The 25096-nt window shown below is 60.2% G+C and carries 22 protein-coding genes and 1 tRNA gene; 9 read left to right on the forward strand and 14 right to left on the reverse strand.

Annotated features, from left to right (window positions below; translation table 11 throughout):
* Window position 1: 1 nt before the first annotated feature.
* Entirely contained in the window at window positions 2-355 is a 354-nt protein-coding gene (locus tag FY152_08220; protein UXS32072.1) for a DMT family protein, read from the reverse strand.
* Window positions 356-611: 256 nt separating this feature from the next.
* On the opposite strand from FY152_08220, the gene uvrB reads away from it, so the two are divergent.
* Window positions 612-3563 (forward strand): excinuclease ABC subunit UvrB, encoded by a 2952-nt coding sequence (uvrB, locus tag FY152_08225; protein UXS32073.1) that lies wholly within the window; start codon window positions 612-614, stop codon window positions 3561-3563.
* Window positions 3564-3645: 82 nt separating this feature from the next.
* On the opposite strand, the gene FY152_08230 is transcribed toward uvrB, so the two are convergent.
* Window positions 3646-4245 carry a hypothetical protein gene (locus tag FY152_08230; GenBank protein UXS32074.1) on the reverse strand — a complete coding sequence of 200 codons (600 nt, stop codon included), beginning with the start codon at window positions 4243-4245 and terminating at the stop codon, window positions 3646-3648.
* 190 nt (window positions 4246-4435) lie between these two features.
* Here FY152_08230 and FY152_08235 point away from each other — a divergent pair, with 190 nt between their 5' ends.
* A complete protein-coding gene (locus tag FY152_08235; protein UXS32075.1) occupies window positions 4436-5404 on the forward strand; it encodes an esterase family protein in 969 nt (322 codons plus the stop codon).
* Window positions 5405-5417: 13 nt separating this feature from the next.
* On the opposite strand, the gene FY152_08240 is transcribed toward FY152_08235, so the two are convergent.
* Window positions 5418-5852, reverse strand: coding sequence for a DUF1801 domain-containing protein (locus tag FY152_08240; protein ID UXS33244.1), 435 nt, complete (start codon window positions 5850-5852; stop codon window positions 5418-5420).
* 141 nt (window positions 5853-5993) lie between these two features.
* Between FY152_08240 and FY152_08245 the strand changes: the two genes are divergently transcribed.
* Together FY152_08245 and FY152_08250 are read left to right on the forward strand one after the other, a co-directional pair.
* Window positions 5994-6449, forward strand: coding sequence for a PRC-barrel domain containing protein (locus FY152_08245; GenBank protein ID UXS32076.1), 456 nt, complete (start codon window positions 5994-5996; stop codon window positions 6447-6449).
* Window positions 6450-6609: 160 nt separating this feature from the next.
* Window positions 6610-7221 carry a DUF922 domain-containing Zn-dependent protease gene (locus FY152_08250; protein UXS32077.1) on the forward strand — a complete coding sequence of 204 codons (612 nt, stop codon included), beginning with the start codon at window positions 6610-6612 and terminating at the stop codon, window positions 7219-7221.
* 30 nt (window positions 7222-7251) lie between these two features.
* On the opposite strand, the gene FY152_08255 is transcribed toward FY152_08250, so the two are convergent.
* The gene (locus FY152_08255; GenBank protein ID UXS32078.1) at window positions 7252-7854 is read right to left on the reverse strand and encodes a DnaJ domain-containing protein; all 603 of its coding nucleotides are present in this window, start codon (window positions 7852-7854) and stop codon (window positions 7252-7254) included.
* Between the two features lie 394 nt (window positions 7855-8248).
* Here FY152_08255 and FY152_08260 point away from each other — a divergent pair, with 394 nt between their 5' ends.
* A complete protein-coding gene (locus FY152_08260; GenBank protein ID UXS32079.1) occupies window positions 8249-8602 on the forward strand; it encodes a nuclear transport factor 2 family protein in 354 nt (117 codons plus the stop codon).
* 59 nt (window positions 8603-8661) lie between these two features.
* On the opposite strand, the gene FY152_08265 is transcribed toward FY152_08260, so the two are convergent.
* A tRNA-Thr gene (locus FY152_08265) sits at window positions 8662-8737 on the reverse strand.
* A gap of 212 nt (window positions 8738-8949) precedes the next feature.
* Here FY152_08265 and FY152_08270 point away from each other — a divergent pair.
* Window positions 8950-10689, forward strand: coding sequence for a GGDEF domain-containing protein (locus FY152_08270; protein UXS32080.1), 1740 nt, complete (start codon window positions 8950-8952; stop codon window positions 10687-10689).
* 16 nt (window positions 10690-10705) lie between these two features.
* Here FY152_08270 and FY152_08275 read toward each other — a convergent pair whose 3' ends face one another.
* From FY152_08275 to FY152_08295, 5 genes are all read right to left on the reverse strand, one after another.
* The gene (locus tag FY152_08275) at window positions 10706-11815 is read right to left on the reverse strand and encodes an endonuclease (GenBank protein ID UXS32081.1); all 1110 of its coding nucleotides are present in this window, start codon (window positions 11813-11815) and stop codon (window positions 10706-10708) included.
* A gap of 298 nt (window positions 11816-12113) precedes the next feature.
* Window positions 12114-13142 (reverse strand): ABC transporter ATP-binding protein, encoded by a 1029-nt coding sequence (locus FY152_08280; protein ID UXS32082.1) that lies wholly within the window; start codon window positions 13140-13142, stop codon window positions 12114-12116.
* Window positions 13130-14824, reverse strand: a complete 1695-nt coding sequence (locus FY152_08285) for an iron ABC transporter permease (protein UXS32083.1) — start codon at window positions 14822-14824, stop codon at window positions 13130-13132. The genes FY152_08280 and FY152_08285 overlap by 13 nt, the downstream gene beginning before the upstream one ends.
* A gap of 9 nt (window positions 14825-14833) precedes the next feature.
* The gene (locus FY152_08290; GenBank protein UXS32084.1) at window positions 14834-15817 is read right to left on the reverse strand and encodes an ABC transporter substrate-binding protein; all 984 of its coding nucleotides are present in this window, start codon (window positions 15815-15817) and stop codon (window positions 14834-14836) included.
* Window positions 15818-16143: 326 nt separating this feature from the next.
* Window positions 16144-17388, reverse strand: coding sequence for a PLP-dependent aminotransferase family protein (locus FY152_08295; protein ID UXS32085.1), 1245 nt, complete (start codon window positions 17386-17388; stop codon window positions 16144-16146).
* Window positions 17389-17660: 272 nt separating this feature from the next.
* Here FY152_08295 and FY152_08300 point away from each other — a divergent pair, with 272 nt between their 5' ends.
* Both FY152_08300 and FY152_08305 read left to right on the forward strand, forming a co-directional pair.
* On the forward strand, window positions 17661-18113 hold the full coding sequence (locus FY152_08300) for a fucose-binding protein (GenBank protein ID UXS32086.1): 453 nt from the start codon (window positions 17661-17663) through the stop codon (window positions 18111-18113).
* Window positions 18114-18221: 108 nt separating this feature from the next.
* Complete coding sequence (locus FY152_08305; protein ID UXS32087.1) at window positions 18222-19253, forward strand: endonuclease; 1032 nt, start codon at window positions 18222-18224, stop codon at window positions 19251-19253.
* Between the two features lie 70 nt (window positions 19254-19323).
* On the opposite strand, the gene ilvC is transcribed toward FY152_08305, so the two are convergent.
* The 3 genes from ilvC to FY152_08320 all read right to left on the reverse strand — a co-directional run bounded on the left by ilvC (window position 19324) and on the right by FY152_08320 (window position 22354).
* Window positions 19324-20343 carry a ketol-acid reductoisomerase gene (ilvC, locus tag FY152_08310; GenBank protein ID UXS32088.1) on the reverse strand — a complete coding sequence of 340 codons (1020 nt, stop codon included), beginning with the start codon at window positions 20341-20343 and terminating at the stop codon, window positions 19324-19326.
* Between the two features lie 49 nt (window positions 20344-20392).
* A complete protein-coding gene (locus FY152_08315; protein UXS32089.1) occupies window positions 20393-21046 on the reverse strand; it encodes a TetR/AcrR family transcriptional regulator in 654 nt (217 codons plus the stop codon).
* A gap of 399 nt (window positions 21047-21445) precedes the next feature.
* A complete protein-coding gene (locus FY152_08320; protein ID UXS32090.1) occupies window positions 21446-22354 on the reverse strand; it encodes an AraC family transcriptional regulator in 909 nt (302 codons plus the stop codon).
* A 190-nt stretch (window positions 22355-22544) separates the two neighbouring features.
* Between FY152_08320 and FY152_08325 the strand changes: the two genes are divergently transcribed.
* Entirely contained in the window at window positions 22545-23591 is a 1047-nt protein-coding gene (locus FY152_08325) for an NAD(P)-dependent alcohol dehydrogenase (GenBank protein UXS32091.1), read from the forward strand.
* Between the two features lie 228 nt (window positions 23592-23819).
* On the opposite strand, the gene FY152_08330 is transcribed toward FY152_08325, so the two are convergent.
* A complete protein-coding gene (locus tag FY152_08330) occupies window positions 23820-25085 on the reverse strand; it encodes an NAD(P)/FAD-dependent oxidoreductase (protein ID UXS32092.1) in 1266 nt (421 codons plus the stop codon).
* Window positions 25086-25096: the final 11 nt, after the last annotated feature.

Below are 25096 nucleotides of genomic sequence, written 5' to 3' on the forward strand. Positions count from 1 at the left end.
TTCAAGACCGGAAGATGAAAGAAGCGCCGAAGGCGATCAGCGCAAAACCGATCACATGGTTGATCGTGATGCTTTCCTTCAGCCAGAAGATCGAGAACAGCGCGAAGACCGCAAGCGTGATGACCTCCTGAATGGTCTTGAGCTGCGCGGTCGAATAGACCTCAGAGCCGATGCGGTTGGCGGGCACGGCGAGCATATATTCGAAGAAGGCGATACCCCAGCTGGCGACAATCGCCAGGAAGAGCGCGCTGCCCTTGTGCTTGAGATGCCCATACCAGGCGAAAGTCATGAAAACATTGGAGGCGATGAGCATCAGGACAGGCCAGATGTGGGCGGGGCTGATCGAGAACGGCATGATGGTTCCTGAAAATAGGGAGGGAGGTCATGAAAGGCAGTTTGAAAACGCAACCATCATTCTGCCCGTATGGATTTGCTCTAGCGCATCGGCGCGAAAACCGGAATCGATTTTCGATACGTTTCGGTAAAGCTGTATTCAGCCGCTACGCAACGCATCCGCCCTGATTTTGTTCCGCAGGCTTCGTTTCCTTTTTGTACTCATTTTTTCACGGCCTCCTCTTCCCTTTGCGCGTGACTCCCTCCATATTTCGCCCATGGCCAGATCACCGAAAAATCCCTCGCCCTCGAACTCCGGCTTCGAGGAAGCCCCGCAATCGTCGTTTGAAGGCGCGCCGCTCAGCGGCAGCGTCGCCGACTGGGTGAAGCAGCTTGAGGCGGAGGCAGAGGCGGGTTCGGTGGAAACCCAGCGCGAAATCGCCTCGAAAGCGGGCAAGCACCGCAAGAAGATCGAGATCGAGGCCCGCAAGGAAGCGGAAAAGGCAGCCCCCAGGACGGCGAAGAACACCACCGCATCCAAAACCGCGCGCGGTGTTTCCATCGGCGCATCGAGCGACCCGAAAACCCGCGCCGCCGCCGGTCTCAATCCGGTTGCGGGCATGGACGTGTCGCTGGAGGAAGCCGCCAATCTCGCGCCTGGCGCCGTCACCGCCACGGTGGATGCGCTGTCGAAACTGATCGAGAGCGGCAATCCACTGTTCAAGGACGGCAAGCTCTGGACACCGCACCGCCCGGCCCGGCCGCCGAAATCGGAAGGCGGCGTCGCCATCCGCATGGCATCGGACTACCAGCCCGCCGGCGACCAGCCGACGGCCATCAACGACCTCGTGGAAGGCATCAATTCCGGCGAACGCAGCCAGGTTCTGCTCGGTGTCACCGGCTCGGGCAAGACCTTCACCATGGCCAAGGTGATCGAGGCCACACAGCGCCCGGCCGTCATCCTCGCCCCCAACAAGACGCTGGCCGCGCAGCTCTATTCGGAGTTCAAGAACTTCTTCCCCGACAATGCGGTGGAATATTTCGTCTCCTACTACGATTATTACCAGCCGGAAGCCTATGTGCCGCGCTCCGACACCTTCATCGAGAAGGAATCCTCGATCAACGAACAGATCGACCGGATGCGCCACTCCGCCACCCGCTCGCTGCTGGAGCGCGACGACTGCATCATCGTCGCCTCGGTGTCGTGCATCTACGGTATCGGCTCGGTGGAAACCTATACGGCCATGACCTTCCAGATGCAGGTGGGCGACCGGCTGGACCAGCGCCAGCTTCTGGCCGACCTCGTGGCCCAGCAATACAAACGCCGTGACATGGATTTCCAGCGCGGTTCGTTCCGCGTGCGCGGCGATACCATCGAAATCTTCCCCGCCCACCTTGAGGATGCGGCCTGGCGCATCTCGATGTTCGGCGACGAGATCGATTCCATAACCGAATTTGATCCGCTGACGGGCCAAAAGACCGGCGACCTGCAATCGGTCAAGATTTACGCCAACTCGCATTATGTCACCCCGCGCCCGACGCTGAACGGCGCGATCAAGTCGATCAAGGAAGAGTTGAAGGTCCGTCTCGCCGAACTTGAGAAAGCAGGACGCCTGCTGGAAGCCCAGCGACTGGAACAGCGCACCCGCTACGACATCGAAATGCTGGAAGCGACCGGCTCCTGCGCCGGCATCGAGAACTATTCGCGTTATCTCACCGGCCGTAATCCGGGCGAGCCGCCGCCGACCCTGTTCGAATATATCCCTGACAACGCCCTGCTGTTCATCGATGAAAGCCACGTCTCCGTCAGCCAGATCGGCGGCATGTATCGCGGCGACTTCAGGCGCAAGGCGACGCTGGCCGAATATGGCTTCCGCCTGCCTTCCTGCATGGATAACCGGCCGCTGCGCTTCGAGGAATGGGATGCGATGCGCCCGCTCACCGTGGCGGTTTCCGCCACACCCGGTTCGTGGGAGATGGAACAGTCCGGCGGCGTCTTCGCCGAACAGGTCATCCGCCCGACCGGCCTCATCGATCCGCCGGTGGAGGTACGTTCCGCCCGCAGCCAGGTGGACGACGTTCTCGGCGAAATCCGCGAGACCGCCGCCAAGGGTTACCGCACGCTCTGCACCGTGCTGACCAAACGCATGGCCGAGGACCTGACCGAATATCTGCATGAACAGGGCGTTCGCGTCCGTTACATGCACTCTGACATCGACACGCTGGAGCGCATCGAGATCATCCGCGACCTGCGCCTCGGTGCCTTCGACGTTCTCGTCGGCATCAACCTGCTGCGCGAGGGCCTCGATATTCCCGAATGCGGTTTCGTCGCCATCCTCGATGCCGACAAGGAAGGCTTCCTGCGCTCGGAAACCTCGCTGATCCAGACCATCGGCCGCGCCGCCCGTAACGTCGACGGCAAGGTCATCCTCTATGCCGACAACATTACCGGCTCGATGAAGCGGGCGATGGAGGAAACCTCACGCCGCCGCGAAAAGCAGATGGCCTATAATGCCGAACACGGCATCACGCCGGAATCGGTCAAGGCGAAAATCTCGGATATTCTTGATTCTGTTTATGAGCGCGATCACGTAAGGGCCGATATTTCTGGCACTTCCGGCAAGGGCTTCGCCGATGGCGGCCATCTGGTCGGCAACAATCTGCAGGCCCATCTCAACGCGCTGGAAAAATCCATGCGCGATGCCGCAGCCGATCTCGACTTCGAAAAGGCCGCGCGCCTGCGCGACGAAATCAAGCGCCTCAAGGCCGCCGAACTCGCCACCATGGACGACCCCATGGCGAAGGAAGAGGCCCGCGCCATCGAAGGCGGCGGAAAAAACAACAGACGCAGCCACTTGTCGATCTCCCCGGAGGGGGAGACATCCGGCAGGACAGAGGCCGCCACAGGTGAAAAATCCCTCTTCGCCAAACCGGCGCTGGACGAAATGGGCCCCGGTTCGGACGCGGGCAAGCCGCTGTTCCGTAGAAACACCCTGGACGAGATGACCGTGGGCAGGACCGAAAAACCCGTGCGTGGCGACGTTCCCGGCAAGCCCGAGACAGAGGCCGGCAAACGTTTCTCACCGCTCATGGAAGGTCAGCCGGAACGCGCGACCGATGATCCCCGCCCTCTCGTGCGCGGCAAGATCGGCGCGGGTTCCTATGAGGACCCCGGCGAGCAGAAGCGCAAAAGCCGAACGAAAGGCAAGACGGGCCGGCCGGGGCGCTGACGCCCTCCCGGCGATATTCAGTGCCAGATATGTATATTGCGAAAAACATGGCCGGAGCACTCACGCGCTCCGGCAACGGCGATCAGCCGTCGCACTGTCTGATCCGCGCCGCGACCTGGCCCGCACCAAACACTTTCGTCAGATCCGCATCCACGGTCATGGCAATGTAGTCTTCACTTTCCGCAGGCTTGATGTAAGTCGAGAAATAGACCGGGCCGGTCGGGAGAACGCCTGTGACACAGGCGCGCAATATCTCGATCTCCGTACTCCCCCTGATGCGTGGCCCCTCGATGCGGGAGCGGCGCACCTTCTCCTGCAATGCTGCAAGCCGTGAAACCTCTTCAGGCTTTATTCTCCACACGCTTGTGGCGGTTCCCGCCCGCTTTTCCGCGTGGAACTGCGCGCGGGCAGCGGCGTCCTTATCCTCGATCAACGCAAATGTCTCGACAGCCTCACCCTTTACGCCGTCTGTAACGCTGCGAATAATCATCACCGCATCACCGGAACCCAGCGACAGATGGGCAGGAAGCTGCAACCCTACACGCACATGCTCGAAATTCATCGTCAGAAAGTCGAGCCGCATGAGCTTGGGAATACTCGAGATGGGCGTGGTCATGCAGCCGGTAAGGAAAAAAAGTAAAATAAGCGATCGTGTGAAACGCGATAACATCAATGGCACCATGTTCTAAATCCGAAATTATCAAATGTGCGCAATGGCCTTGGCGGGAACAATCCTCTCCGGACCCGACACCGTCATACCGGTCCGCAGATGTGAGGGAGTGACATTGCAGCAGTGTTACGTCTTCCGGAACTCACGGTTCCCTTGAACGTTGACCGCCCTTATGGAATGGCAAGCAGCACGGAGACATGGCATGCATCTCAGAAATCTGGCCCTCTCATACCTTTTCCTCTCCTGCACCCCGAGCTTTGCCGGCCAGATCGAGGACGCCACGTTCCACAGTGCGGCCCTGAATGCGCCGCTCCCCGCCAACATCTACCGCCCGGATGGCGCTCCACCGGAAAACGGCTGGCCGGTGCTCTATCTCCTGCACGGCCATGATGGCGACCAGAACAGCTGGCGCGATCTCGGCAATATCGAAAAGACGCTCGATACGCTCATCGCGGCCGGCGCCATCCGTCCGCTGGTGGTCGTCATGCCCGGCGTTAAAAACAGCTGGTATGTGGATTCCGCCGCCATCGGCGGTCCCGGCGACTACGAGACTGCTTTGACCGGCGATCTGCGCCATCAGATGGAAAAAACGCTGCCGGTGCGGAAAGACCGCGAAGGACGCGCCATTGCCGGACTTTCCATGGGCGGTTTCGGTGCGTTGCATCTGGCCTATGGCCACGAGGACCTCTATGGCGCAGTGGCCAGCCTGTCAGGCGCAATCTGGCAGAACGTGCCCGCCTCGGATCTCGACAAGACGCCCGCCGAACTGAAGCTCATTCAGGATAGCGCTTTTTTCCACCGCATCGACCGCACCACCGTCATCAGCGGCGTCGTGCTGCCCTCCACCGGCGATCACTTCTCCGGTGCCTTCGGCACGCCCTTCGACGCAAGACTTTTCAACGAAAAGAACGTCTTCACGCTCGTCGCGCAACACGTCGCCGAAAGCCTGGATTTACCCGCCACCTATCTGACGGTCGGTGACGATGACGGCTTCTTCCTGTGGCGCGGCGCCATCGCCCTGCACGAAACGCTTCAGGCCGACAAGCGCAAATCCGAATTGCGGATCACCGATGGCGATCATGTCTGGTCGGTCTGGAAGGTCTCGATCATTGATGCACTGAAGTTCATCGATGGCGAGTGGGACAAGACAACCGACGTCGCGAAGGATTGACCCCCCGCTGGCGCTATCCAGCACGGCTTCCGGCCCGTTTCTTCCCGGCTTTCCCCGCCAGGTTCAATGCCACCGCTGCCCGGATCAGCGCAATCAGTGCATCCTCGTCAATCTCATCTCCCTCGTGAAAGTCGATCGCCCGCCGTGTATTGCCCTCAAGGCTCGAATTGAACAGGCCGGCAGGATCCGCCAGCGAGGCCCCCTTCGCGAATGTCATCTTCACGGCGTTCTTGTAGGTCTCGCCGGTGGAAATGATGCCCGCATGCTCCCAGACCGGCACACCGCGCCATTTCACCTCTTCCGTCACATCCGGATCGGCCTTCAAAATCAGTGCGCGGATGCGTGCAAGCGTCGCGCCCCGCCAGTCCCCGAGCTCCGCTATCTTCCGGTCGATGAGAACCGACGGCGCGGTCTCCTCCGCATCTTTTTCCACCGTGTTTTTGACCATGACGTCCTCCAGATTTCGCCGCACCTGCGCTCCCGGCGCCAGCATAGACCAAATTTTCATTTCATCACATGCGGAACCAAATTCGCGCTTCGCCGTTTCTTCACCGAACGCAAGGTTCAGCATACAAAGGGAAGAAACATCATGAAAATCAAGGTCATCGCTCTCGCTGCCGCAGCAGCGCTCTCCTCTTCCGTGGCTTTTGCCCAGACGGCCACCACGGCTCCTGCTGTCGGCGCTGACGCAACCTTGTCCGGTCCCGGCATCACCATGGGCACCAAGGCCACCGGCCCGCTGAAGTTCGTCAATGTCCAGAAGACCGACCTCACCGCCTCCCAGCTCGACGGCCTGGATATCTATAACGCCCAGAACGAAAATATCGGTGAAATCGAAGACGTCGTCATCGGCGATGGCAAATCTGTGATCGGCCTAGTCGCCAGCGTTGGCGGTTTCCTCGGCATCGACAAGAGCTATGTGGTGCTCGATCCGGCTTCGGTCGCGGTTCATAACGACAACGGCACCTGGAAGGCCTATGTCGACACCACAAAGGAAGCGCTGCAAAACGCGCCCAAGCTCGACTACGACAAGCTGGACGACTGATTCCCCTGCAGTCGCAAGCTTGACCCCCGCGATCCGTCATCGCGGGGGTTTTTCTTGAGTGGAGTTTCAGCGGTGCAACCGTCAATCCCGCGCGCACGGCGCTTGCCTTGCCGCCCGCCTCTCGCCTATCTTCGGCGCGAAAGACACCAAGGATCGATGCGTGCCCGCCAAAAATCTCTCTTCCTTCGCCATCCTCACGGCCACGATATTGCTGAGCACCCTTCCGTTGTCGGCACAGGCGGCCGACTGGAAACCCGCCGAGCAGATAAAAACCTATGCGATCAGCGGCGATACCGGCGGAGCACTTTACCAGTCCATCGGCGAGCGCGGCCCGACCGCAGGCGTGCAGGCCATTGCCCACACCACCTTCAAGCTGACATGGCGTCGGGATTATCGCCCGCAGCCGGATGGCGCCTGCGTACTGGCGACGGCCCGGCCCAATCTCACCATCATCTATACCTGGCCGAAAGCGCCGGCCAAGTTACCGCAAGCTGTGGCCGCCAGCTGGAAAACCTTCATTTCCGGCGTGGAGACCCATGAACGTGTGCATGGCGAACACATTCTAGACATGGTGAGGAAGATCGAGGCCTTCAGCACTGGCCTCAGGGCGGAAAACGATCCGAACTGCCAGAAGGTCCGCGTTGTCCTGCAGCAGCGGCTGGGCGAGCTTTCCAACGAACAGCGCCAGCGTGGACGCGATTTCGACCGGGACGAGCTTTCCCCGGGTGGCCGGGTGCACCAGCTCATTCTCGCGCTGGTCAACGGTCCCTGACAGCGAAGCAAAGCGATTGCAGCGCGAAAGCTACTCCGCCGCCTCGCCTTTCAGCAATGGTTCGGCGAGCGTTATGCTTTCCAGCTCATAGGAATAGCCTTCCAGCATCGTGTAGGCCTGCTCGATCGCCTCGATCTGTGCTTCTGCATTGCGGATGGCTTCGGCGATGGACTGGCTGCGGGCGCGCAGCATGGAACTCAGCACATCGGTCTCCGGCTTCCTGCCCAGCCGGTCCATATGTTTGCGGACCCGGGTGCGGTGGCGTTCAAGCTCGAGAATATGGAAGCGGCTTTTCAGAATATCGTCGGTCAGCTTGCGGCGCATGGCGGCCACGGGGTCGAAGCTGCCGGGCTCGCGCTCGTCCAGAATGAATTCATTGACCAGCGTTTCGAGCATCAGCAGACCCTTGAGATCCTTGGCATCGGCCAGCTGCGGATCATAACCGGTATCGTCGAACACCTTCCGCCGCACCGGATCCTTCAAAAGCTCGTAAGCCGTCTGCAGGCGGGCGAACTGCTCGCCATCGCCGCCGCTATCGGGATGGGCGGCCTTGGCAACCTTCCGATAGGCCGACTTGATCGCCGCCTCGTCGGCATCGCGTTCCACGCCAAGCAAAACATAAGGATCGATCACAAAAACACCTTCAAACGCAAACTGTTACCCGCGTGCCTTACACAATCCCGTACGGCGCACGGGCGGATCATAAGCCAAATCCACCCTCACGGCACCCCGCCCCGGCGCTTAAACCCGCAACAGCCACACAAAAGCCTTGCGGCATGCGCCGTCACGACCGGCGGAAAAGCCCTTGATACCGAAATTTGTCGGACCCAAGGCGACTATAATCAGGGGCGGGACAAAATTGTGGAAAGCGACGACGAAACATGATCCGCATCGCGTGCCATGCATATCGCAACCCATCGCGACATGCATGGCACGGGGCGTAACCGGCGTGTTTTCAGGGGGTTATGGTGGAACGTCGCCAACGGGTGTAAGCTTAACTTTTGGATCTGAAGGGAGGAATGATCCGATGCCGCAAACCATTACCCAGACCGTCACGGACTATGTGCATGCCATGGCCTATGCGGATGAAGGCCTGATGCGTGATGTTTTCGATCCGCGCGCCAATATCGTCGGCACTTTTGAGGGCGAGACCGAATGGCTGTCGCTCGAGGACTTCGTCGACCAGATGCGAAAAAGCGACCGCGGCCTGCCGGACCACGACCCCACCTTCGAAATCCTCGGCATCGACAAGGAAGGCGACAGCGCCTCGGTGAAACTGGAGACGCGTTTCGACGGCATGGATTTCTACGAATATCTGTCTTTGCTGGAACGCGACGGCAACTGGTCGATCGTGCACAAACTTTACCACATCAAGCCCTAGGCATTAAGGCAGGCGGCGACAGAATACTGATGGGGGGAAGGCCAAGTCGTTGAAAATACTGGTGCCCCCGGCAGGGTTCGAACCCGCGACCCCCTGATTACAAATCAGGTGCTCTACCAACTGAGCTACAAGGGCAATCCAGTGCCTTGCCAACTATCAGATTCTGACTTCGTGTAAAGCGAAAATTGTCCGCATGCCTTCGGCGGACATGTTTTCCACACAAGGCCCGCGGGACGGCTGGCATGACCGCAATCGTTGTGAAAGGCCTGCGAAATAAGCGAAGTATTTACGTGCTGCGACTAGAATAGCGATAACCTATAACCATCCCAGCGGGAATAACGCATCCGATGCGCGCAAGCATACAGAAAATACAGCTGACGGGCACGATCATCATCGCCGTGAGTTCCATCCTGCTGGCCACACTTGCCGCGCTGCCGAGCGTCTCCAACTATCTGCGTTATCGCAACAATGCCGAGCAGCTGAGCCGCTTTGAAACCGCTCTCCATTCCGCCTGGCTGGTATCGGCCGAACGCGGCCCTGCCAACAATCTGATGGGAGCATCATCTGCGGATGCAAAGCTGGTGCAAGGGCTTGCTGCTGCGCGCAAAGCGACGGACGACAGGCTGTCTCAGCTCGAGGCTGCCTTCGCCGAGGAAATGAGGGCTCAGCCCGAACTGGCGAAAGCGCTTGCCGAAACCCGCAGAAAATTGGCGCAATCGCGAGAGGCGGTGGATCAGGTGGCCGCACTTGCACCCGATGGACGCAGCTACAGCGCCATGTCCAATGCCATTCAATTGATGTTCAAGGCGGCGGATAGCGTCAACCTGCTTCGCGGCAGGGCCGCGCGCGCCATCATCATGAAGACGCCTGATGTAGCGATCGACATCGCAATGACCGGCACGGCCGGCGTGATGCGGGACAGAATCGGCCGACTCGGCTCTTACGTGGTCATGAGCCTGCAGGCAAACTCGCAGGACAAATTAAGCTATCGCGCAAAATTCGATACCGAGATGCAGAGCCTCATGCTGCTGAAATCCTCGCTGTGGAACTATACCGCCGCTTATCTGTCGACACCGCGCCTCGACAAGGCGTTTCGCGATTTTGAAACATATTATTTCGGCCAGGCCCTTCGCTACGCGCAGAACACGATCGCGATCGTCATGCCATCCGCCCGTCCAAGTGTTCGTGGATTCTCGGAAAACTACATTCTCGGCATGCGGTCATCGGATACGCTGCGCGACCTTATTCTCGCGGAAACCCGGGCCAGAATCGAAAAGAAGAAGCAGGAGGCGCTGATCTATGGCGGAGTGTCGCTGTTCATCGCCTGCATCGCGGTTTTGGTCCTGCTACGGCTCGCATCGGTCTACAGGACAGCGCTGTTCCAGCCAATGCAATCCGTCCGGGCACAGATTGCCGCGATTGCCGATGGCGATCTCTCCGAGGCGAGCTATCAGGATAAAGTTGCACCCGAAGTGAAGAAGATGTTCCAGGAACTCGATTTCCTGCGCGAGCAGCTACGCCAGAAGGGGGAAATGGAGAACCAGCAGCGGGCGCTCGCCGAACAATTGCGCACGCTCTCCGAAACCGATGCCCTGACCGGCGTATTCAACCGCCGCGCATTGGAGAAGGCCGTTCGCGCGATGCTGACCGGCGAGGACCAGTTTCAGGCTCTTGGCGTGATGATTGTTGACATCGATCATTTCAAATCCATCAACGACAGATATGGCCATGCCATGGGCGACCTCGCATTGCAAAAGACGGCGGGGTTGCTAAGGGGCGCGTTGCGCAAGCACGATATTCTGGCGAGGTATGGTGGCGAGGAGTTTGTTGTCGTCCTGCAGGATGTCAGCCATGCCACGGCGACAGCCACCGCCGACCGGCTTCGCCGGCTGATCGAAGCCCAGATTGTCGATGAACAAAGCGGATTGTCGCTCACGGCAAGTTTCGGCGTTGTCTGGCAGGAAGCGCGCACGATCAACAGCTGGGACGAGCTGATCGCCATTGCCGACGACCGGCTTTACGAAGCCAAGCGCGCCGGCCGAAACAGGGTCTGGGCAACATACTTTCCGAAGGTCGCCAACGGCTAGCCGGCCGAGCCTCAGGCTAGATCAAATCCAGTGTCATCACCACCGGGCAATGGTCCGAGGCCTTGGGGCGGTCCCAGCCGGTGCGCGGATAACGCTCCACCTCCTGCCCCGGCGGAAACACGGTGCGATAAGGTTGGCCGGCGCGGATGATTTCGGGAACCCTTGTGGCGTTGATCTGCGCAAGATGCGGGGAAAGCCAGATATAATCGAGCTGGCACAGGTGTTGTTCCTGCGGCCCGCGGGAATGATAAAGCGTCCAGCGATCCATCACGTCGCGGCGCGACATCGGATTGGTCACAAACCCGTCAGCCGTAAAGATATCGAGCGCGCTCCTCGCCTCTTCGACGGGGTTGAAGCTGTAGCCATTGCGCCTGTCGCCGGAAATCACGACGCGCTCCTTATAATCGTTCATGTCGCCGCAGATGGCGAAATTCTTGTTGCGGGTATTGCCGGCGCCCCAGCGGTTTTCAATGATGCGACGAACCGCCATGGCCTCCGCCTCACGGATCGGCATGGTGGCAAGCCGGGCATCAACCGGGTCGCGGGAATTGGTCATGGATTTGAAATGCGTGACGTAAAGCGTCAGCGGCTTGCCGCCGATCCTCAGATCGATTTCCAGGCAATCCCGTTTGAAAATCTTGTCGTCGATCTGGTTTGTGGCGGCAAGCGTGGGATTGAAGAGGTCGAGATTGCGATAGGTCAGCGCCGCATGGCTCTTGATGTCGACCACCTCGATCCTGTCACCGTCCCGCGTCTCCTCGCGCATGACAACGGCGACATCGATACCGCGGCTGTCATTGCCCTCGACCAGATATTTCTGCAGGTAGCCATTGCCGACCATGCGATAGAGATAGCCATATTCAAAGGCCTGCAGCGCGGCCATGTTGTCCACTTCCTGGAGGCAGAGAATATCGGCATCCGCATCGGCGATGGCCAGCGCCGAAAGCTGGCGCGTATCGTCGGTGGAAGACACCATCCGCGCGCTTTCCAGCGCCTGATAAGTCGCCTCGTCCCTGATATCGAAAAGCTGGATCGCCCTGTCCCGCCGCGTCTGGTTGCGAAAGCCGGTGAAATCGAAACGGGTGAGGAGATTTTCGATATTGAAGGTGGCAAGCCGAAGCGACATGAATGATCCCTGTTTTGAATACCGAGATTAGCGATTCCAGACCCGTTTCGCCAGTGGAGTGTTCTCGCACGAGTGCGGCGATGCCTACCTCTTTCCCATTGCTGAATTTCTCTCCGTCATACCGGCCCTTAGCCGGTATCCAGCCGGCCCAAGTCCTTGGGCTGAAAGGACTCTCTCGCCGCGCAGACGCGCGGCGGCTGGATTCCGGCTCAAGGCCGGAATGACGGGGAACCCCATAAAATGGGAGAAGCGCGATCTGCCGTATTATTGCATCGACAGGTCGCCCGTGACACCACCTCTAAAGCCGCCACGCCGCACGAATGGCCACTGGCAGACGGTCCCCGACTGCAACCGCTTCCCGCGAATACGCCCTCAGCGCCTGCCCATCCGGCAGGTCGAGACGCAGGGCATAACGCTCGCCCTCGTAAAGAACCGACGTCACAGTGCAGGGAATGCCATCTGCATCCCGAACCACATCCTGCGGCCGCACGAGAATATCAGCCTGCGGTGATCCGGTTCCGCTCTCCATCGCCGCCCGAAGTCCCGCCCAATCAAGGTCGCGCACGGCCACTTCCGGCACCGGCAATGTCAAGATTGCCCCCTGCCCCACCAGCGAGCCGACCAGCCTGCCTTCGGGCCGCGCATAAAGCTCCGCCGGTGGCGCGACCTGCAGCAGCTTGCCCTGCGACATCACGGCGACATCGGTCGCAAGCGCCATGGCTTCCGCCTGATCGTGGGTGACATAAATCATCGTCGCGCCGGAGCGGATGTGGAACTCGCGGAACGTCTCCTCCATCTCCTGCCTGAGATGCCGGTCGAGATTGGCGAGCGGCTCGTCGAGCAGCACCACGTCAGGCTCGGTAACGAGGCAGCGGGCAAGCGCCACACGCTGCCGCTGGCCACCGGACAATTCGGCGGGACGACGATCGGCGAAGCTCTCGAGGCGGACGGCGGCAAGCGCCTGACGCACCTTCTCGCGATATTTCTCCCCCGAAATGCCGCGCACCTTCAAGGGATAACCGGCATTGTCGGCAACCGACATATGCGGCCACAAGGCATAGGACTGGAACACCATCGCCATGTTGCGCCGCTCCGGCGGCACCATGCTGCCGGCATCGGCCAGCACCCGCTCACCGAGCAGGATGGAACCGTCGGTAGGCTGTTCGAAACCGGCGATCATGCGCAGTACCGTCGTCTTGCCGCAGCCGGAAGGCCCGAGTAAAGCAAGAAAACCGCCGTCACGTACCGTCAGCGACACATCGTCCACGGCTGGTTTCGAACCGGCACCGAAACTCTTCGACAGGCGGTTCAGGATCAGTTTCGCCAAGGGACCACTCCTTTCGGCAGATAGCGCCCCAGAATTTCCAGCAGAGCCATGAGGAAAATCACCATGATGACGACAAGCACCGAAAGTGCCGAGGCAAGATCGAAGCTGCCGCTGTCATCGAGGTTGTAAATGAGCACACCGAGCGTCTGGGTGCCGGCCGACCACAGCAGCGCCGAGACCGTCAGCTCATTGCAGGCGATCAGGAAAACGAGGATGACCGATGCCCCCGCCGCAGGCCCGACCAGCGGCAGGATGATATCCTTCAACCGTCGCCAGAAACCGGCGCCGGAGAGCCTTGCTGCCTCTTCCAGTGACGGATCGAATTGCAGGAAGGCGCTGACCATGGGTTTGAGGCTGACGGCGAAGAAGGAGGAGAAATAGGCAAGCAGTATGATCCAGATCGTGCTGTAAAGCGTGATGCCGACAAGCGGGATGGGGGCGGCGAAAAGCAGCACGAAGGAGACGGAAATCACCACCCCCGGCAGCGCATAGGGAATATCCACCAGCGCCGAGAGCAGGAACATGAAGCGGCTTTTGCCGCGCACCAGGAAATAGGCCGTCAGCACCGTCACCGCCAGCAGGCAAAGCGAGGTGGCCGTCGCCAGAAACAGTGAGTTGCGGAAGGCGGTACGCGTCACGCTCTGGCGGTAAAGCAATTCCTCATAGGCATGCAGCGTCGCCGTCTTGAGGCTGAGCGGCACGCCATAGGCAGGCGCGAGCGAGCTTGCCACCAGCGCCGTCAGCGGCGCCACCAGCATGAAGAACAGCACGAGCCACAGGGCAAGCTCCGCCGCCACCCGCCACAGCCCAAGCCGGAAGGTCGCCGCCTTGCCGGAAAGACCGATGATGCGATAGTCCCTGCCTTTCATCGCCCGTTCCTGCAAAGCGAGGCCAGCGACGGAGATGATGGCGATCATGGTGGAGAGAATGGCGATATCGCCGAAGGTGCTGGTGCCGAAACTGGCGAAACGGCTGTAGATTAGTGTCGGCAGGGTGAAGATCGAGGCGGGAATGCCGAGGATCGCCGGAATGCCGAAATTGCCGACACTGGAGACGAAGGAGATCGCCGCCCCGGCAATCAGCCCCGGCGTCGACAGCGGCAGGATGATATCGAACAGCACGCGGCGCGGTGAAGCGCCGGAGAGCTTGGCGGCCTCGATGCCGTCCTGCGGCAAGGCCAGCAGGCCGGCCCGCAGCGACAGATAAACAAGCGGCGCGTGCTGCACGCCGAGCAGAAGCGCGATACCCGCAATCGAATAAAGCGGCTGCGGCGACCCCATCGGCGGCGCAAGGCCGATGGCCTTCAACAGCGTGCTCGAGGGACCGGTCATGCCGATCCACGACAGCGCCGTCACCTGCGGCGGGATCATCATCGGCAGCATGAATAGAAAGCTCAGGATCGACTTGCCGCGGATGTCGCAAAGCGTCAGCGCAAGTGCGAAAGCGCCGCCGATCAAAAGCGAAATCAGCATGCCGAAAAACGAGGTGGAGAGCGTGTTCAGCGCCGCATCCCAAAGAGCCGGATCGGCGAGAAGCCGCGATATGTCACCGTTAAGTGACGAGATGATACCGGTATAGGCGAGCCGCCCGAGCGGCAGGGCGCTGAGCGCAAAAACAACGCTGACCACAAAAGGAAACAGCCAGCGCGGCTGGCTGCTTCCATAGGCATTGGAACGGGACATGCCGCTATATCAGCCCTTGGAGCCGAAGATGTCGGAGAAGGTCTTCAGGTCCTGTTCGGAATTCTTCAGCGCATCGGCAGCGTTGAGCGGCAGAACCTTGATCTTGTCGCGGGCCGGGAAACCTTCCGGCATGCCGGCATCGGCGCGAACCGGGATGTAACCGAGCTTGACGAAGCCCTGCTGGCCCTTTTCGGACAGCACGTAATCGACGAACTTCTTCGCCGCTTCCTCGTGCTTGGTGCCCTTGATGATCGCAACCGGCTCGGTGACGGCCGAAACGCCCTCTTCCGGGAAGACGAACTCAACCGGCGCGCCCTTGGCCTTTTCGCGGATCGGCATGTAATCGACAACCACGCCATAGGCCTTTTCGCCCGATGCGACGGACTTCAGAACCGCACCGTTACCACCGCCGGCAATGGCTTCATTGGCCTTCAGCTGCTTGTAGTAATCCCAGCCGAGATCCTTAACGGCGGCAAGCGTCTGCGCATGGATCAGCGCCGCACCCGAGGTCAGCGGGCTCGGCATGGTCACGAGACCCTTGGCTTCTGCCTTGGCCAGATCCTTCCAGCTCGTCGGCTTCATCGCGGCGGCAGTGTTGTACATGATGCCTGTCGTGATGAGCTTGGTGGAATAATAGAAGCCGTCCGCATCGTAGAGCGAGGCGTCGATATTCTTCGCTTCCGCAGACTTGTGGGCGAGAAGCTGGCCAGCCTGCTTCATGCGCTCCAGTGTCACGGTATCGGCGATCAGAAGCACGTCGGCAACCGGATTGCCGGCATTGATCTCAGCCATCAGCTTCGCCATGATCTTCGGCGTTCCGTCACGTACCCATTCAACCTCGAGACCGGGATTGGCGGCCTTGAAACCATCAACGGTCGCCTGCGCGTCCTCGTTGGGCTGGCTGGTGTAAAGCACCAGATCGGCGGCATTGGCGGCGGTGGCGATGAAGCCGAGCGATACGATGGCGGTGAAAGCGGAGAGCAGCGTTTTCATGGGTCCAGTCCCTGTTGTTTGGTGGGACCGCTAAAACATGATTGCATAACATGTATGTGACAGGCAGGATTTTTGGGTGTGATCTGTTGGGGTCAGCGGGATTGAGGGAAACAACGCCCCTTGGCGCTTGCGGCTCACCCCCCTCTGCGCTGCCGGGCATCTCCCCCTCAAGGGGGGAGATCGGCAAGAGGCGCTGACACCACTTCGGTCTCAAACATCGAGATGGGCGAAACCTGCCCGCGAGTCGATCTCCCCCCTTGAGGGGGAGATGTCCGGCAGGACAGAGGGGGGTGAAGCCACAACCTCCGTCGTTGCCGCAAAGCCCCTCAAATCGCCGGCAGCGCCTCGCCCGTTTCCGCCTGCGCCGTCGCGATCAACCGGCCAAGCCGCTTCATGCCCTCCTCGATCATCGCCTCATTGGCGCAGGAGAAGCTGATGCGCAGCGTATTCGTACCGGAGCCATCCGCGAAGAAAGCCCGGCCGGGAACGAAGGCGACCTTTTCCGTGGCGATGGATTTCGCCAGCAACGCCGCGCCGTCCATACCTTCAGGCAACGTCACCCAGATGAACATGCCACCTTCCGGCTTCGTCCAGCGCGTACCCCTCGGCATGTATTTGTCGAGCGCGGCCAGCATCGCGTCGCGACGGGCGCTGTAAGCGGCCTTGATCTTGGCGACCTGCTTGTCGAAGCCGCGCGAGGCGACACGTTCGATGGCGATCTGGTTGATGGTGGAGGAATGCAGGTCGGCTGCCTGCTTCATCAGCACCAGCTTGCGGATGACAGGTGCGGAAGCGACGATGTAACCGACACGAAGGCCCGGTGCGAGCGTCTTCGAAAAGCTGCCGCAATAGATGGTGCGGGTGTTCTCGATGCCGCCCGAGCGGGCGATGTCGAGCGCCATGATCGGCGGAACAGCCTCGCCATCGTAACGCAGCGACTGATAGGCTGCATCTTCGATGACGGCGATATCCAGCTCATCGGCCAGCGCCAGAACCTTTTCGCGGCCGGCCAGATCAACGGTTTCGCCGGTCGGATTGGAGAAATCGGCCGAAAGATAAGCGAACTTCACCGCACCGCCGAGCTTGGCGGCATTCTCACGGTAGGTCTCGGGCGTGCGGTTGCCGCCGGGATTAAGCTGGTCGTAATTCGGCTCATAGGCGTTGAAAGCGGAAAGCGCGCCGAGATAGGTCGGCCATGTCACCAGCGCCGTATCCTTCGGCGACAGGAACAGCTTGCCGAGATAATCGAGACCCTGCTGCGAACCGGAAACGATGAAGACATTGTCGGCGGTGCAGTCGATGCCGATCTCGGCCATTTCGCCGGCCAGCCATTCGCGCAGCGGCTTGTAACCTTCGCTCACCGAATATTGCAGCGCCGAGTTGACCTGCGAACCCGAAAAAATTTCCGCATAAGCCTGCTGGAACTCCTCTGCGGGGAAGAGAGCCGGGTCCGGAATACCGCCGGCAAAGGAGATGATATCGGGCTGCTCGAGCAGCTTCAGCAACTCACGGATTTCGGACGCTTTCATGCGCGAAGAGCGCGTGGCGAAAATTTGTTCCCAATTGAGCATGGGTACGTTTCCTCTTGTGTCGTTTTTATGCGTGCATCTTTACAGAAATGTCGATACGTCAGCAATACTGACTTATCAGTTTTTCGAATATTTCTGCCTCCCTGCACATTGCCCGCAACCGACCTGCCTTAAGGCCGGATTTTGCGGACAAAGCCAAATACACCCTTGCGCAAAGCTTCACAATCACACCTTTGCGATTGACGCAGCATGGTTTTCCGGCTGGATTGCGCGCGCGCCGCAACACGGCGAAAGCATCACGGGAGTTTGACGACATGCTGAAAAATATCGACCCGGCGCTGAATGCCGATGTCCTGCACGCGCTGCGCGCCATGGGTCATGGCGATACGCTGGTAATCTCCGACACCAACTTCCCTTCCGATTCCGTTGCCCGCCACACGACCGTCGGCAAGGTGCTGCATATCGACAACGTCTCCGCAGCCCGCGCCATGAAGGCGATCCTCTCGGTCCTGCCGCTCGATACACCGCTGCAGCCTTCCGTCGGCCGCATGGAAGTGATGGGCGCGCCGGATCAGCTGGAGCCGGTACAGGTGGAAGTGCAGAAGGAAATCGACGCGGCGGAAGGAAAATCCGCACCCATGTATGGCATCGAGCGCTTCGCCTTCTACGAACAGGCAAAAAAAGCCTATTGCGTCATCACCACGGGCGAAACCCGGTTTTATGGCTGCTTCCTTCTGACGAAGGGTGTCATTCCGCCGGCGAAGTAAGGCCAAAAACGGGAAAATTGCGCCGGCCGCCCACCTTCATGACAATTTCAAGTTGTTATGGCAAAAACTTCCACTAGGCTTGAAAAACCAACCGGAGGTGTGCGGATCATGACCCAATATGTCGTGGCGTTCTGGAATGTCGAAAACCTGTTTGCGCCGGAGGGTTATCCGGCGCGTGAGCCGTGGATTGCCGAACGGCTGAAGAACGATCTGAAAGGCTGGACCGAGGATTTGTTCAAAACCAAGGTCAAGCAACTCGGCCTGATCATAAGCCAGATCGGCGGCGCGGGACCGGATCTGCTCGGTGTGTGCGAAGTCGAGAACCGTTTCGTTCTGGAGACGCTGGCGGAACATCTGAACGACCTCATGCCCGCACGTTCTTATCGTGTCGTGCATGCCGATTCCAGCAAGGACCAGCGCGGCATCGATACCGCCTTCATCTATGACAGCAAAAAGCTGCTGATCAACGAGAACGAGATTTTCAGCCATTTCGTGATGCGCCGCACCGGCACGCGCGACATTACCCAATGCACCTTCATCACAAAGGGCGGCCGCCAGCTTATCGCGCTCTCCAATCACTGGCCGTCGCGCTCTGGCGGCGCGGTGGAAAGCGCCGGTTTTCGCATGACGGCCGGCGAAACGCTGGGCTACTGGCACCAGCGTATCCGGGAAGAGAAAGGCAACGACATTGCCGTCGTCGCCTTCGGCGACTTCAACGACGATCCTTCCGATGCATCGCTACGCTACCACGCCAATTCCACCCGCGAGCGCGACGATGTCGAGAACTCGCAATCGGCCATGTTCTACAATCTCACATGGAATTATCTGCGCCAGCCGGTAGTCGATTCCGTCGGCACGGCAAGAACGATCTACGGCACGCTCTATTTCAACGGAGACGCCAATATCTTCGATCAGATCCTCGTTTCCCGATCGCTTCTGACCGGTAGCAGCGGCTTCAAGGCGCGTGAGGAGACGGCAAAAATCGAAGCCATTGCCGCCATGGTCAGCCACAGCAAGAATGAGGGGCCGATCCGCTTCGGCCTGTCGAAAGGCGATGCGGTCAAAAACGTCAATCTCGGTGGGTTCTCCGATCACTTCCCCGTTTCGGTGGTTGTCGAGGAAGACGACACCATCGTTTGACAGCACATCGAAAACAAAAAGGCCGGAGCTTTCGCTCCGGCCTCCATATTTTCCCAACAAGCAATGAAGCTTAGTTGACGGCCTTGTCGACCAGCTTGTTCTTGCCGATCCAGGGCATCATGCCGCGCAGCTTGGCGCCGACTTCTTCGATCTGGTGGGAGTCGTTGTTGCGACGGATACCCTTGAAGCGAGCGCCGCCGGCCTTCCATTCCTGCATCCACTCGGAGGTGAACTTGCCGGTCTGGATGTCGTGCAGGACGCGCTTCATTTCAGCCTTGGTGTCGGCGGTGATGATGCGCGGACCAGTGACGTATTCGCCCCACTCAGCCGTGTTGGAGATCGAGTAGTTCATGTTGGCGATGCCGCCTTCATAGATCAGGTCGACGATCAGCTTCACTTCGTGCAGGCACTCGAAATAGGCCATTTCCGGTGCGTAACCGGCTTCGACCAGGGTTTCGAAACCGGCGCGGATCAGTTCGACGAGACCGCCGCACAGAACGACCTGTTCGCCGAAGAGGTCGGTTTCGCACTCTTCCTTGAAGTTGGTTTCGATGATGCCCGAACGGCCGCCGCCAACGCCGCAGGCGTAGGAGAGAGCGAGTTCAAGGGCGTTGCCGGAAGCGTTCTGATGAACGGCAACGAGGCAGGGAACGCCGCCGCCCTTCTGGTATTCGCCGCGAACCGTGTGGCCAGGGCCCTTCGGTGCGATCATGACGACGTCAAGCGATGCCTTCGGCTCGATGAGGCCGAAGTGAACATTGAGGCCGTGTGCGAAAGCAATTGCTGCGCCATCACGGATGTTGCCGGCGATGTCGGCCTTGTAGATGTCGGCCTGGAGTTCGTCCGGCGTCGCCATCATCAGAAGGTCGCCCCACTTGGCGGCTTCGGCAACGGTCATGACCTTGAAGCCGTCGGCTTCGGCCTTCTTGACGGTCGGCGAACCGGCCTTCAGAGCGATGACGACGTTCTTGGCGCCGGAATCCTTGAGGTTCAGCGCATGGGCGCGGCCCTGGGAACCGTAGCCGACAACGACGACGTTCTTGGACTTGATGAGATTGAGATCGGCATCACGATCATAATAAACGCGCATTTTATGGTCCTTCCCTAATGCTTGTCTCTCAGTTGTCTGAACCGGAATGTCAGGCGGATTTGCCGCTGAGTTCCGAATGTACCTTTTCCGTGCCGTAGAGGGTCAGAAAGGCGACGACCGCCTTCTTCGCCCGGGCGGAAAAATCCTTGTCCGGCGCCTCGCCCAAAAGCATGCGCACATGCAGATCCGAAACGATGAGGCCGTAAAAACTGCGATATGCCTCCTCGGCATCATCGAAACGCAGATAGCCGGAACGGCGACCCGCTTCGATCAGCCCACGCGCTCGCCGGTCGATCTGGCGACGGCCGCGTTCCAGCAGCAGATCGCCGAGCTTCGAGCCATCACGGCTCGCCTGCCCTATCGCCAGACGGTTAAGCGCCAGCGACACGTCACCTGCCAGCACATCCAGCAGATCATGCGCGAAAACCTCGAGGTGATCGGCAAGCTGCGGTGCGGAAACGCGGTCGCCCGCCTTTTCGAAGGTGCGGACCTTGCTCTGCTGAAAGGTGATCATCGCCGCCAGCAGGCCGTCCCGGTCGCCGAACCACTTATAGAGGCTTTCCTTGGAACAGTTGGCGGCGCGCGCCAGCCCCGATGTGGTGAGCGCTTTCTCGCCGCCCTCGACCAATAGACGCAATGCCTGATCCAGAACGGCGTTCTGGCGCGGCGAAAATTCCTGCGCTGTGATCGGGTCGGAAGCCAAGTCTTTCCACTCCAGGGGCTTGATTAATGTACCGTACGGTACGGTTCGAGCGCCATTTAAGCGGAGGCAGCGTTGGGGTCAAGCGGATTCTTCGGGGGAGGACGAGAATTGACGTGTTGCCCCGGAGCGGGACTGCAAGCTTGAGGTGAACCTCCAGGGAATTTTGCGTGGGTAGCGGACCGAGGTGGGTGGGGCTTACCCCCCTCTGCCCTGCCGGGCATCTCCCCCTCAAGGGGGGAGATCGACTCGTTGTTGGGTCTCGCCCATCTCAACGTTTGCGAATGGAGCGGTGGTAGGGCCTCCTGCCGATCTCCCCCCTTGAGGGGGAGATGCCCGGCAGGGCAGAGGGGGGTAAGCCCCACCCGCCACGATCCACTAACCGACGCACAACCTTCCCAACTACCCAGCCGCGCTGATCTCCCGCGATGCATCGATATCCCGCGACGGCGACAGTCCGTAAAAGCGGCTATATTCACGACTGAACTGCGACGGGCTCTGGTAACCGACGCGATGACCGGCGGTGCCCGCATCCAGCCGCTCCAGCAGCATCAGCCGGCGCGCCTCATGCAGCCGCAGCTGCTTCTGGTACTGAACCGGTGTCATGGCCGTGATCGTCTTGAAGTGATGATGGAAGGACGAGACGCTCATGCCAATATGATCGGCCAGATCCTCGATACGCAGCTGGCGTGCGAAATTCTCGCGCAGCCAGGCAATGGCGCGGGCGATGCGGTTGCCATGGCTGCCGGCCGCGATGATGTTCATAAGCTGCCCACCCGCCGGTCCGGTCAGAATGCGATAGAGGATTTCCTGCTCGATCAGCGGTGCCATGGCCGCGATGTCCGCCGGACGGTCGAGCAGACGCAACAGGCGAATGGCCGCATCGAGAAGTTCCGGCGTGGCCGTATTGACGACGATGCCGCGCTGCGCATTCGCGGGCTCGGCGGGCGGATCGATGGGCACGCGCCGCATGAGATCGAGCAGTTTTTCGCTGTCGATGGCAAGCGCAATGCAGAAATGTGGCACCTCCCTGCTCGCCTCCACCACCCGCCACGCAACCGGCAGATCAAGCGAGGTCAGGAGATAATCGCCCGCGCCGTAATTGATGGTGTCGGTTCCCAGCTGAACGCTTTTCGAGCCCTGGATCACCATGGCGAGACGGGGGCGATAGCTGCCGTGGCATGGGGCGCTTGGCGTCGTGCGCCGGCTGATGCCGAGGGAGTCGATTGCCGTCTGCACCTCGCCGTCCTCGGCGGTATGCCGCGCGGCGATGGAGGCGATCTCCTGATAGACATTGAACGGCAAGGACATGGGGGGAAATCCCTTAACTGAAAGCAGAGATGCGGCTGATGCCTTTTATCTAGAAAGCCGCGCGGCCTGCGCAAAGAGTGCCCCACCATATTTTTGCAGGATCGTGCAAAAAGCTCGGAGGATCGCTCTAACGCCGCGTCCCGCTTCCATCGCATATTCCGTCGTCCCCAACTCCCGAAAGGATATTCAGATGGCTATTGCTAGAGGTTACGCTGCGACCGATGCGTCCAAGCCGCTTACCCCATTCACCTTCGAACGCCGCGAGCCGAATGATGACGACGTCGTCATCGACATCAAATATGCCGGCATCTGCCACTCGGACATCCACACTGTCCGCAACGAATGGAAGAACGCCGTCTACCCGATCGTTCCCGGCCATGAAATCGCCGGTGTCGTGAAAGCTGTCGGCTCCAAAGTCACGAAGTTCAAGGTCGGCGACCATGTCGGCGTCGGCTGCTTCGTCGATTCCTGCATCGGCTGCGCCACCCGCGATCTCGACAACGAGCACTACATGCCCGGCCTCGTCCAGACCTATAATGACGTCGACCCCTTCACGAAAACCGCGACCCATGGCGGTTACTCCGACTCGATCGTCGTCAAGGAAGGTTATGTCCTGTCGATCCCGGACAACCTGCCGCTCGACGCTTCCGCACCGCTGCTGTGCGCCGGCATCACGCTCTATTCGCCGCTGCGCCGCTGGAATGCCGGCCCCGGCCAGAAGGTCGCGATTGTCGGCATGGGCGGCCTTGGCCATATGGGCGTCAAGCTCGGCGCGGCCATGGGCGCGGATATCACCGTCCTTTCCCAGACCCTGTCGAAGAAGGAAGACGGCCTGAAACTCGGCGCGAAGGACTATTACGCCACCAGCGACGCCTCGACCTTCGAGAAGCTGGCCGGCACCTTCGACCTGATCATCTGCACGGCCGGCGTCGCCATCGACTGGAACGCCTATCTCGGCCTCCTGAAGCCCAAGGGCAGCATGGTCGTCGTCGGTGCGCCGGAACATGCTATCCCGGTGCACGCCTTCTCGCTCATCATCGGCGCGAAGAACCTGTCCGGCTCGATGATCGGTTCGATCAAGGAAACCCAGGACATGCTGGATTTCTGCGGCGAGCACAACATCGTCTCGGAGATCGAGACGATCAACATCCAGGACGTCAACGAAGCCTATGAGCGCGTATTGAAGAGCGATGTGCGGTATCGCTTCGTCATCGATATGGCGTCGCTCGACGCTTGAGTGTTGGATTGGGCACACACGCCACATCCACACGCCGTCGCCCCGGACTAGATTCGGGGTCCAGCCAGCCCAAGTCCTTGGGCTGAAAAAACTCTTCTCGCCGCGCAGACACGCGTCGGCTGGATGCCGGATCAAGTCCGGCATGACGGAGGAGTAGTTTGGTGCAGCTATCATAACACAAGGGCGGGAAGCCATGCTTCCCGCCCTTGTCATTTGCCCGCCCGACCCTCAGGCCTCGTCCTTCAACGTCTCTTTCTGGGTGATCAGCCGCGCGCTGTGCTGGCCGCTCAGGTAAATCCACAGCCAGCTCCACGCCACCGCCAGCCGCGACCGCGTCCCGATCAAAAAGTAGATATGGGCAAGCCCCCATATCCACCATGCCAGCACGCCCTTGAGCTTGAACCTGCCGAAATCGATCACCGCCGCACGTTTGCCGATGGTCGCCAGATTGCCCTGATGGCTGTAGCGGAAGGGCGGTGGTGACGGCTGGCCGGCCAGCCGCGCCTTGATGACCTTCGCGACATAGGCGCCCTGCTGCTTTGCCGCAGGGGCTATACCCGGCACCGGCTTGCCGTTCTCCTGATTGACGGCGGCCGTATCACCGATGACGAAGATATTCGGATCGTCTTCCAGACTGAGATGAGGTCCGACGATGGCCCGCCCTGCCCGGTCGGCGGCGGCGTTGAGCCATTTCGCGGCTGGCGACGCCTGCACGCCGGCGGCCCAGACAACGGTGCGGCATGGATAATAGGTCTCGCCGACCGTCACGCCCTCATCGCTGCACGCCGTCACCGGCGTACCGAGCAGAACCTCGACACCGAGTTTTTCGAGCGCTTCCTTCGCATAGGCCGAAAGATCCTCCGTGAAGACCGGTAGAACGCGAGGGCCGGCCTCGACGAGCAGTACCCGGGTCTTTCTGGTATCCACATTACGGAATTCCGCCGGCAGCGCCTTGTGGGCCAGTTCGGCGATCATGCCCGCCATTTCCACACCCGTCGGGCCTGCGCCGATGATAACGAAGGTCAACAGCGCCTGCCGTTCTTCTTCACTGGTGGCGAGTTCGGCCCGCTCGAAAGCCAGAAGCAGGCGGCGACGGATTGTCGTCGCATCTTCGAGTGTCTTGAGACCGGGGGCAGAACGCTCCCACTCGTCGCGGCCGAAATAGGCGTGGCGGGCGCCGGTGGCCAGCACCAGCGTATCGAAGCCGATGACCTGACCCGAACTAAGATGCACGGTCCGCGCCGTCCGGTCTATGCCGTTCACCTCCGCAAGCAGGGTCGTGACCTCCTTGCGGTCGCGATAGAGATGGCGGATCGGCCAGGCGATTTCGGATGTCGCGAGAGCCGTCGTCGCAACCTGATAAAGCAATGGCTGGAACAGGTGGTGATTGCGACGATCTATCAATGTGATGCGGACAGGGGCCCCCTCCAGCCCGTGTACCAGTTGCAAACCGCCGAAGCCTCCACCCACGACGACAACATGATGTTCTTGCATATGTCTCTGCC

The organism is Agrobacterium tumefaciens (assembly GCA_025560025.1).
In the GTDB taxonomy this organism is placed as follows: Bacteria; Pseudomonadota; Alphaproteobacteria; order Rhizobiales; family Rhizobiaceae; genus Agrobacterium.

Coding starts and splice junctions, on each gene's coding strand:
- FY152_08220 (UXS32072.1), bottom strand. CDS start 355: ATGCCGTTCTCGATCAGCCCCGCCCACATCTGGCCTGTCCTGATGCTC.
- uvrB (UXS32073.1), top strand. CDS start 612: ATGGCCAGATCACCGAAAAATCCCTCGCCCTCGAACTCCGGCTTCGAG.
- FY152_08230 (UXS32074.1), bottom strand. CDS start 4,245: ATGGTGCCATTGATGTTATCGCGTTTCACACGATCGCTTATTTTACTT.
- FY152_08235 (UXS32075.1), top strand. CDS start 4,436: ATGCATCTCAGAAATCTGGCCCTCTCATACCTTTTCCTCTCCTGCACC.
- FY152_08240 (UXS33244.1), bottom strand. CDS start 5,852: ATGGTCAAAAACACGGTGGAAAAAGATGCGGAGGAGACCGCGCCGTCG.
- FY152_08245 (UXS32076.1), top strand. CDS start 5,994: ATGAAAATCAAGGTCATCGCTCTCGCTGCCGCAGCAGCGCTCTCCTCT.
- FY152_08260 (UXS32079.1), top strand. CDS start 8,249: ATGCCGCAAACCATTACCCAGACCGTCACGGACTATGTGCATGCCATG.
- FY152_08270 (UXS32080.1), top strand. CDS start 8,950: ATGCGCGCAAGCATACAGAAAATACAGCTGACGGGCACGATCATCATC.
- FY152_08275 (UXS32081.1), bottom strand. CDS start 11,815: ATGTCGCTTCGGCTTGCCACCTTCAATATCGAAAATCTCCTCACCCGT.
- FY152_08285 (UXS32083.1), bottom strand. CDS start 14,824: ATGTCCCGTTCCAATGCCTATGGAAGCAGCCAGCCGCGCTGGCTGTTT.
- FY152_08290 (UXS32084.1), bottom strand. CDS start 15,817: ATGAAAACGCTGCTCTCCGCTTTCACCGCCATCGTATCGCTCGGCTTC.
- FY152_08295 (UXS32085.1), bottom strand. CDS start 17,388: ATGCTCAATTGGGAACAAATTTTCGCCACGCGCTCTTCGCGCATGAAA.
- FY152_08300 (UXS32086.1), top strand. CDS start 17,661: ATGCTGAAAAATATCGACCCGGCGCTGAATGCCGATGTCCTGCACGCG.
- FY152_08305 (UXS32087.1), top strand. CDS start 18,222: ATGACCCAATATGTCGTGGCGTTCTGGAATGTCGAAAACCTGTTTGCG.
- ilvC (UXS32088.1), bottom strand. CDS start 20,343: ATGCGCGTTTATTATGATCGTGATGCCGATCTCAATCTCATCAAGTCC.
- FY152_08320 (UXS32090.1), bottom strand. CDS start 22,354: ATGTCCTTGCCGTTCAATGTCTATCAGGAGATCGCCTCCATCGCCGCG.
- FY152_08325 (UXS32091.1), top strand. CDS start 22,545: ATGGCTATTGCTAGAGGTTACGCTGCGACCGATGCGTCCAAGCCGCTT.
- FY152_08330 (UXS32092.1), bottom strand. CDS start 25,085: ATGCAAGAACATCATGTTGTCGTCGTGGGTGGAGGCTTCGGCGGTTTG.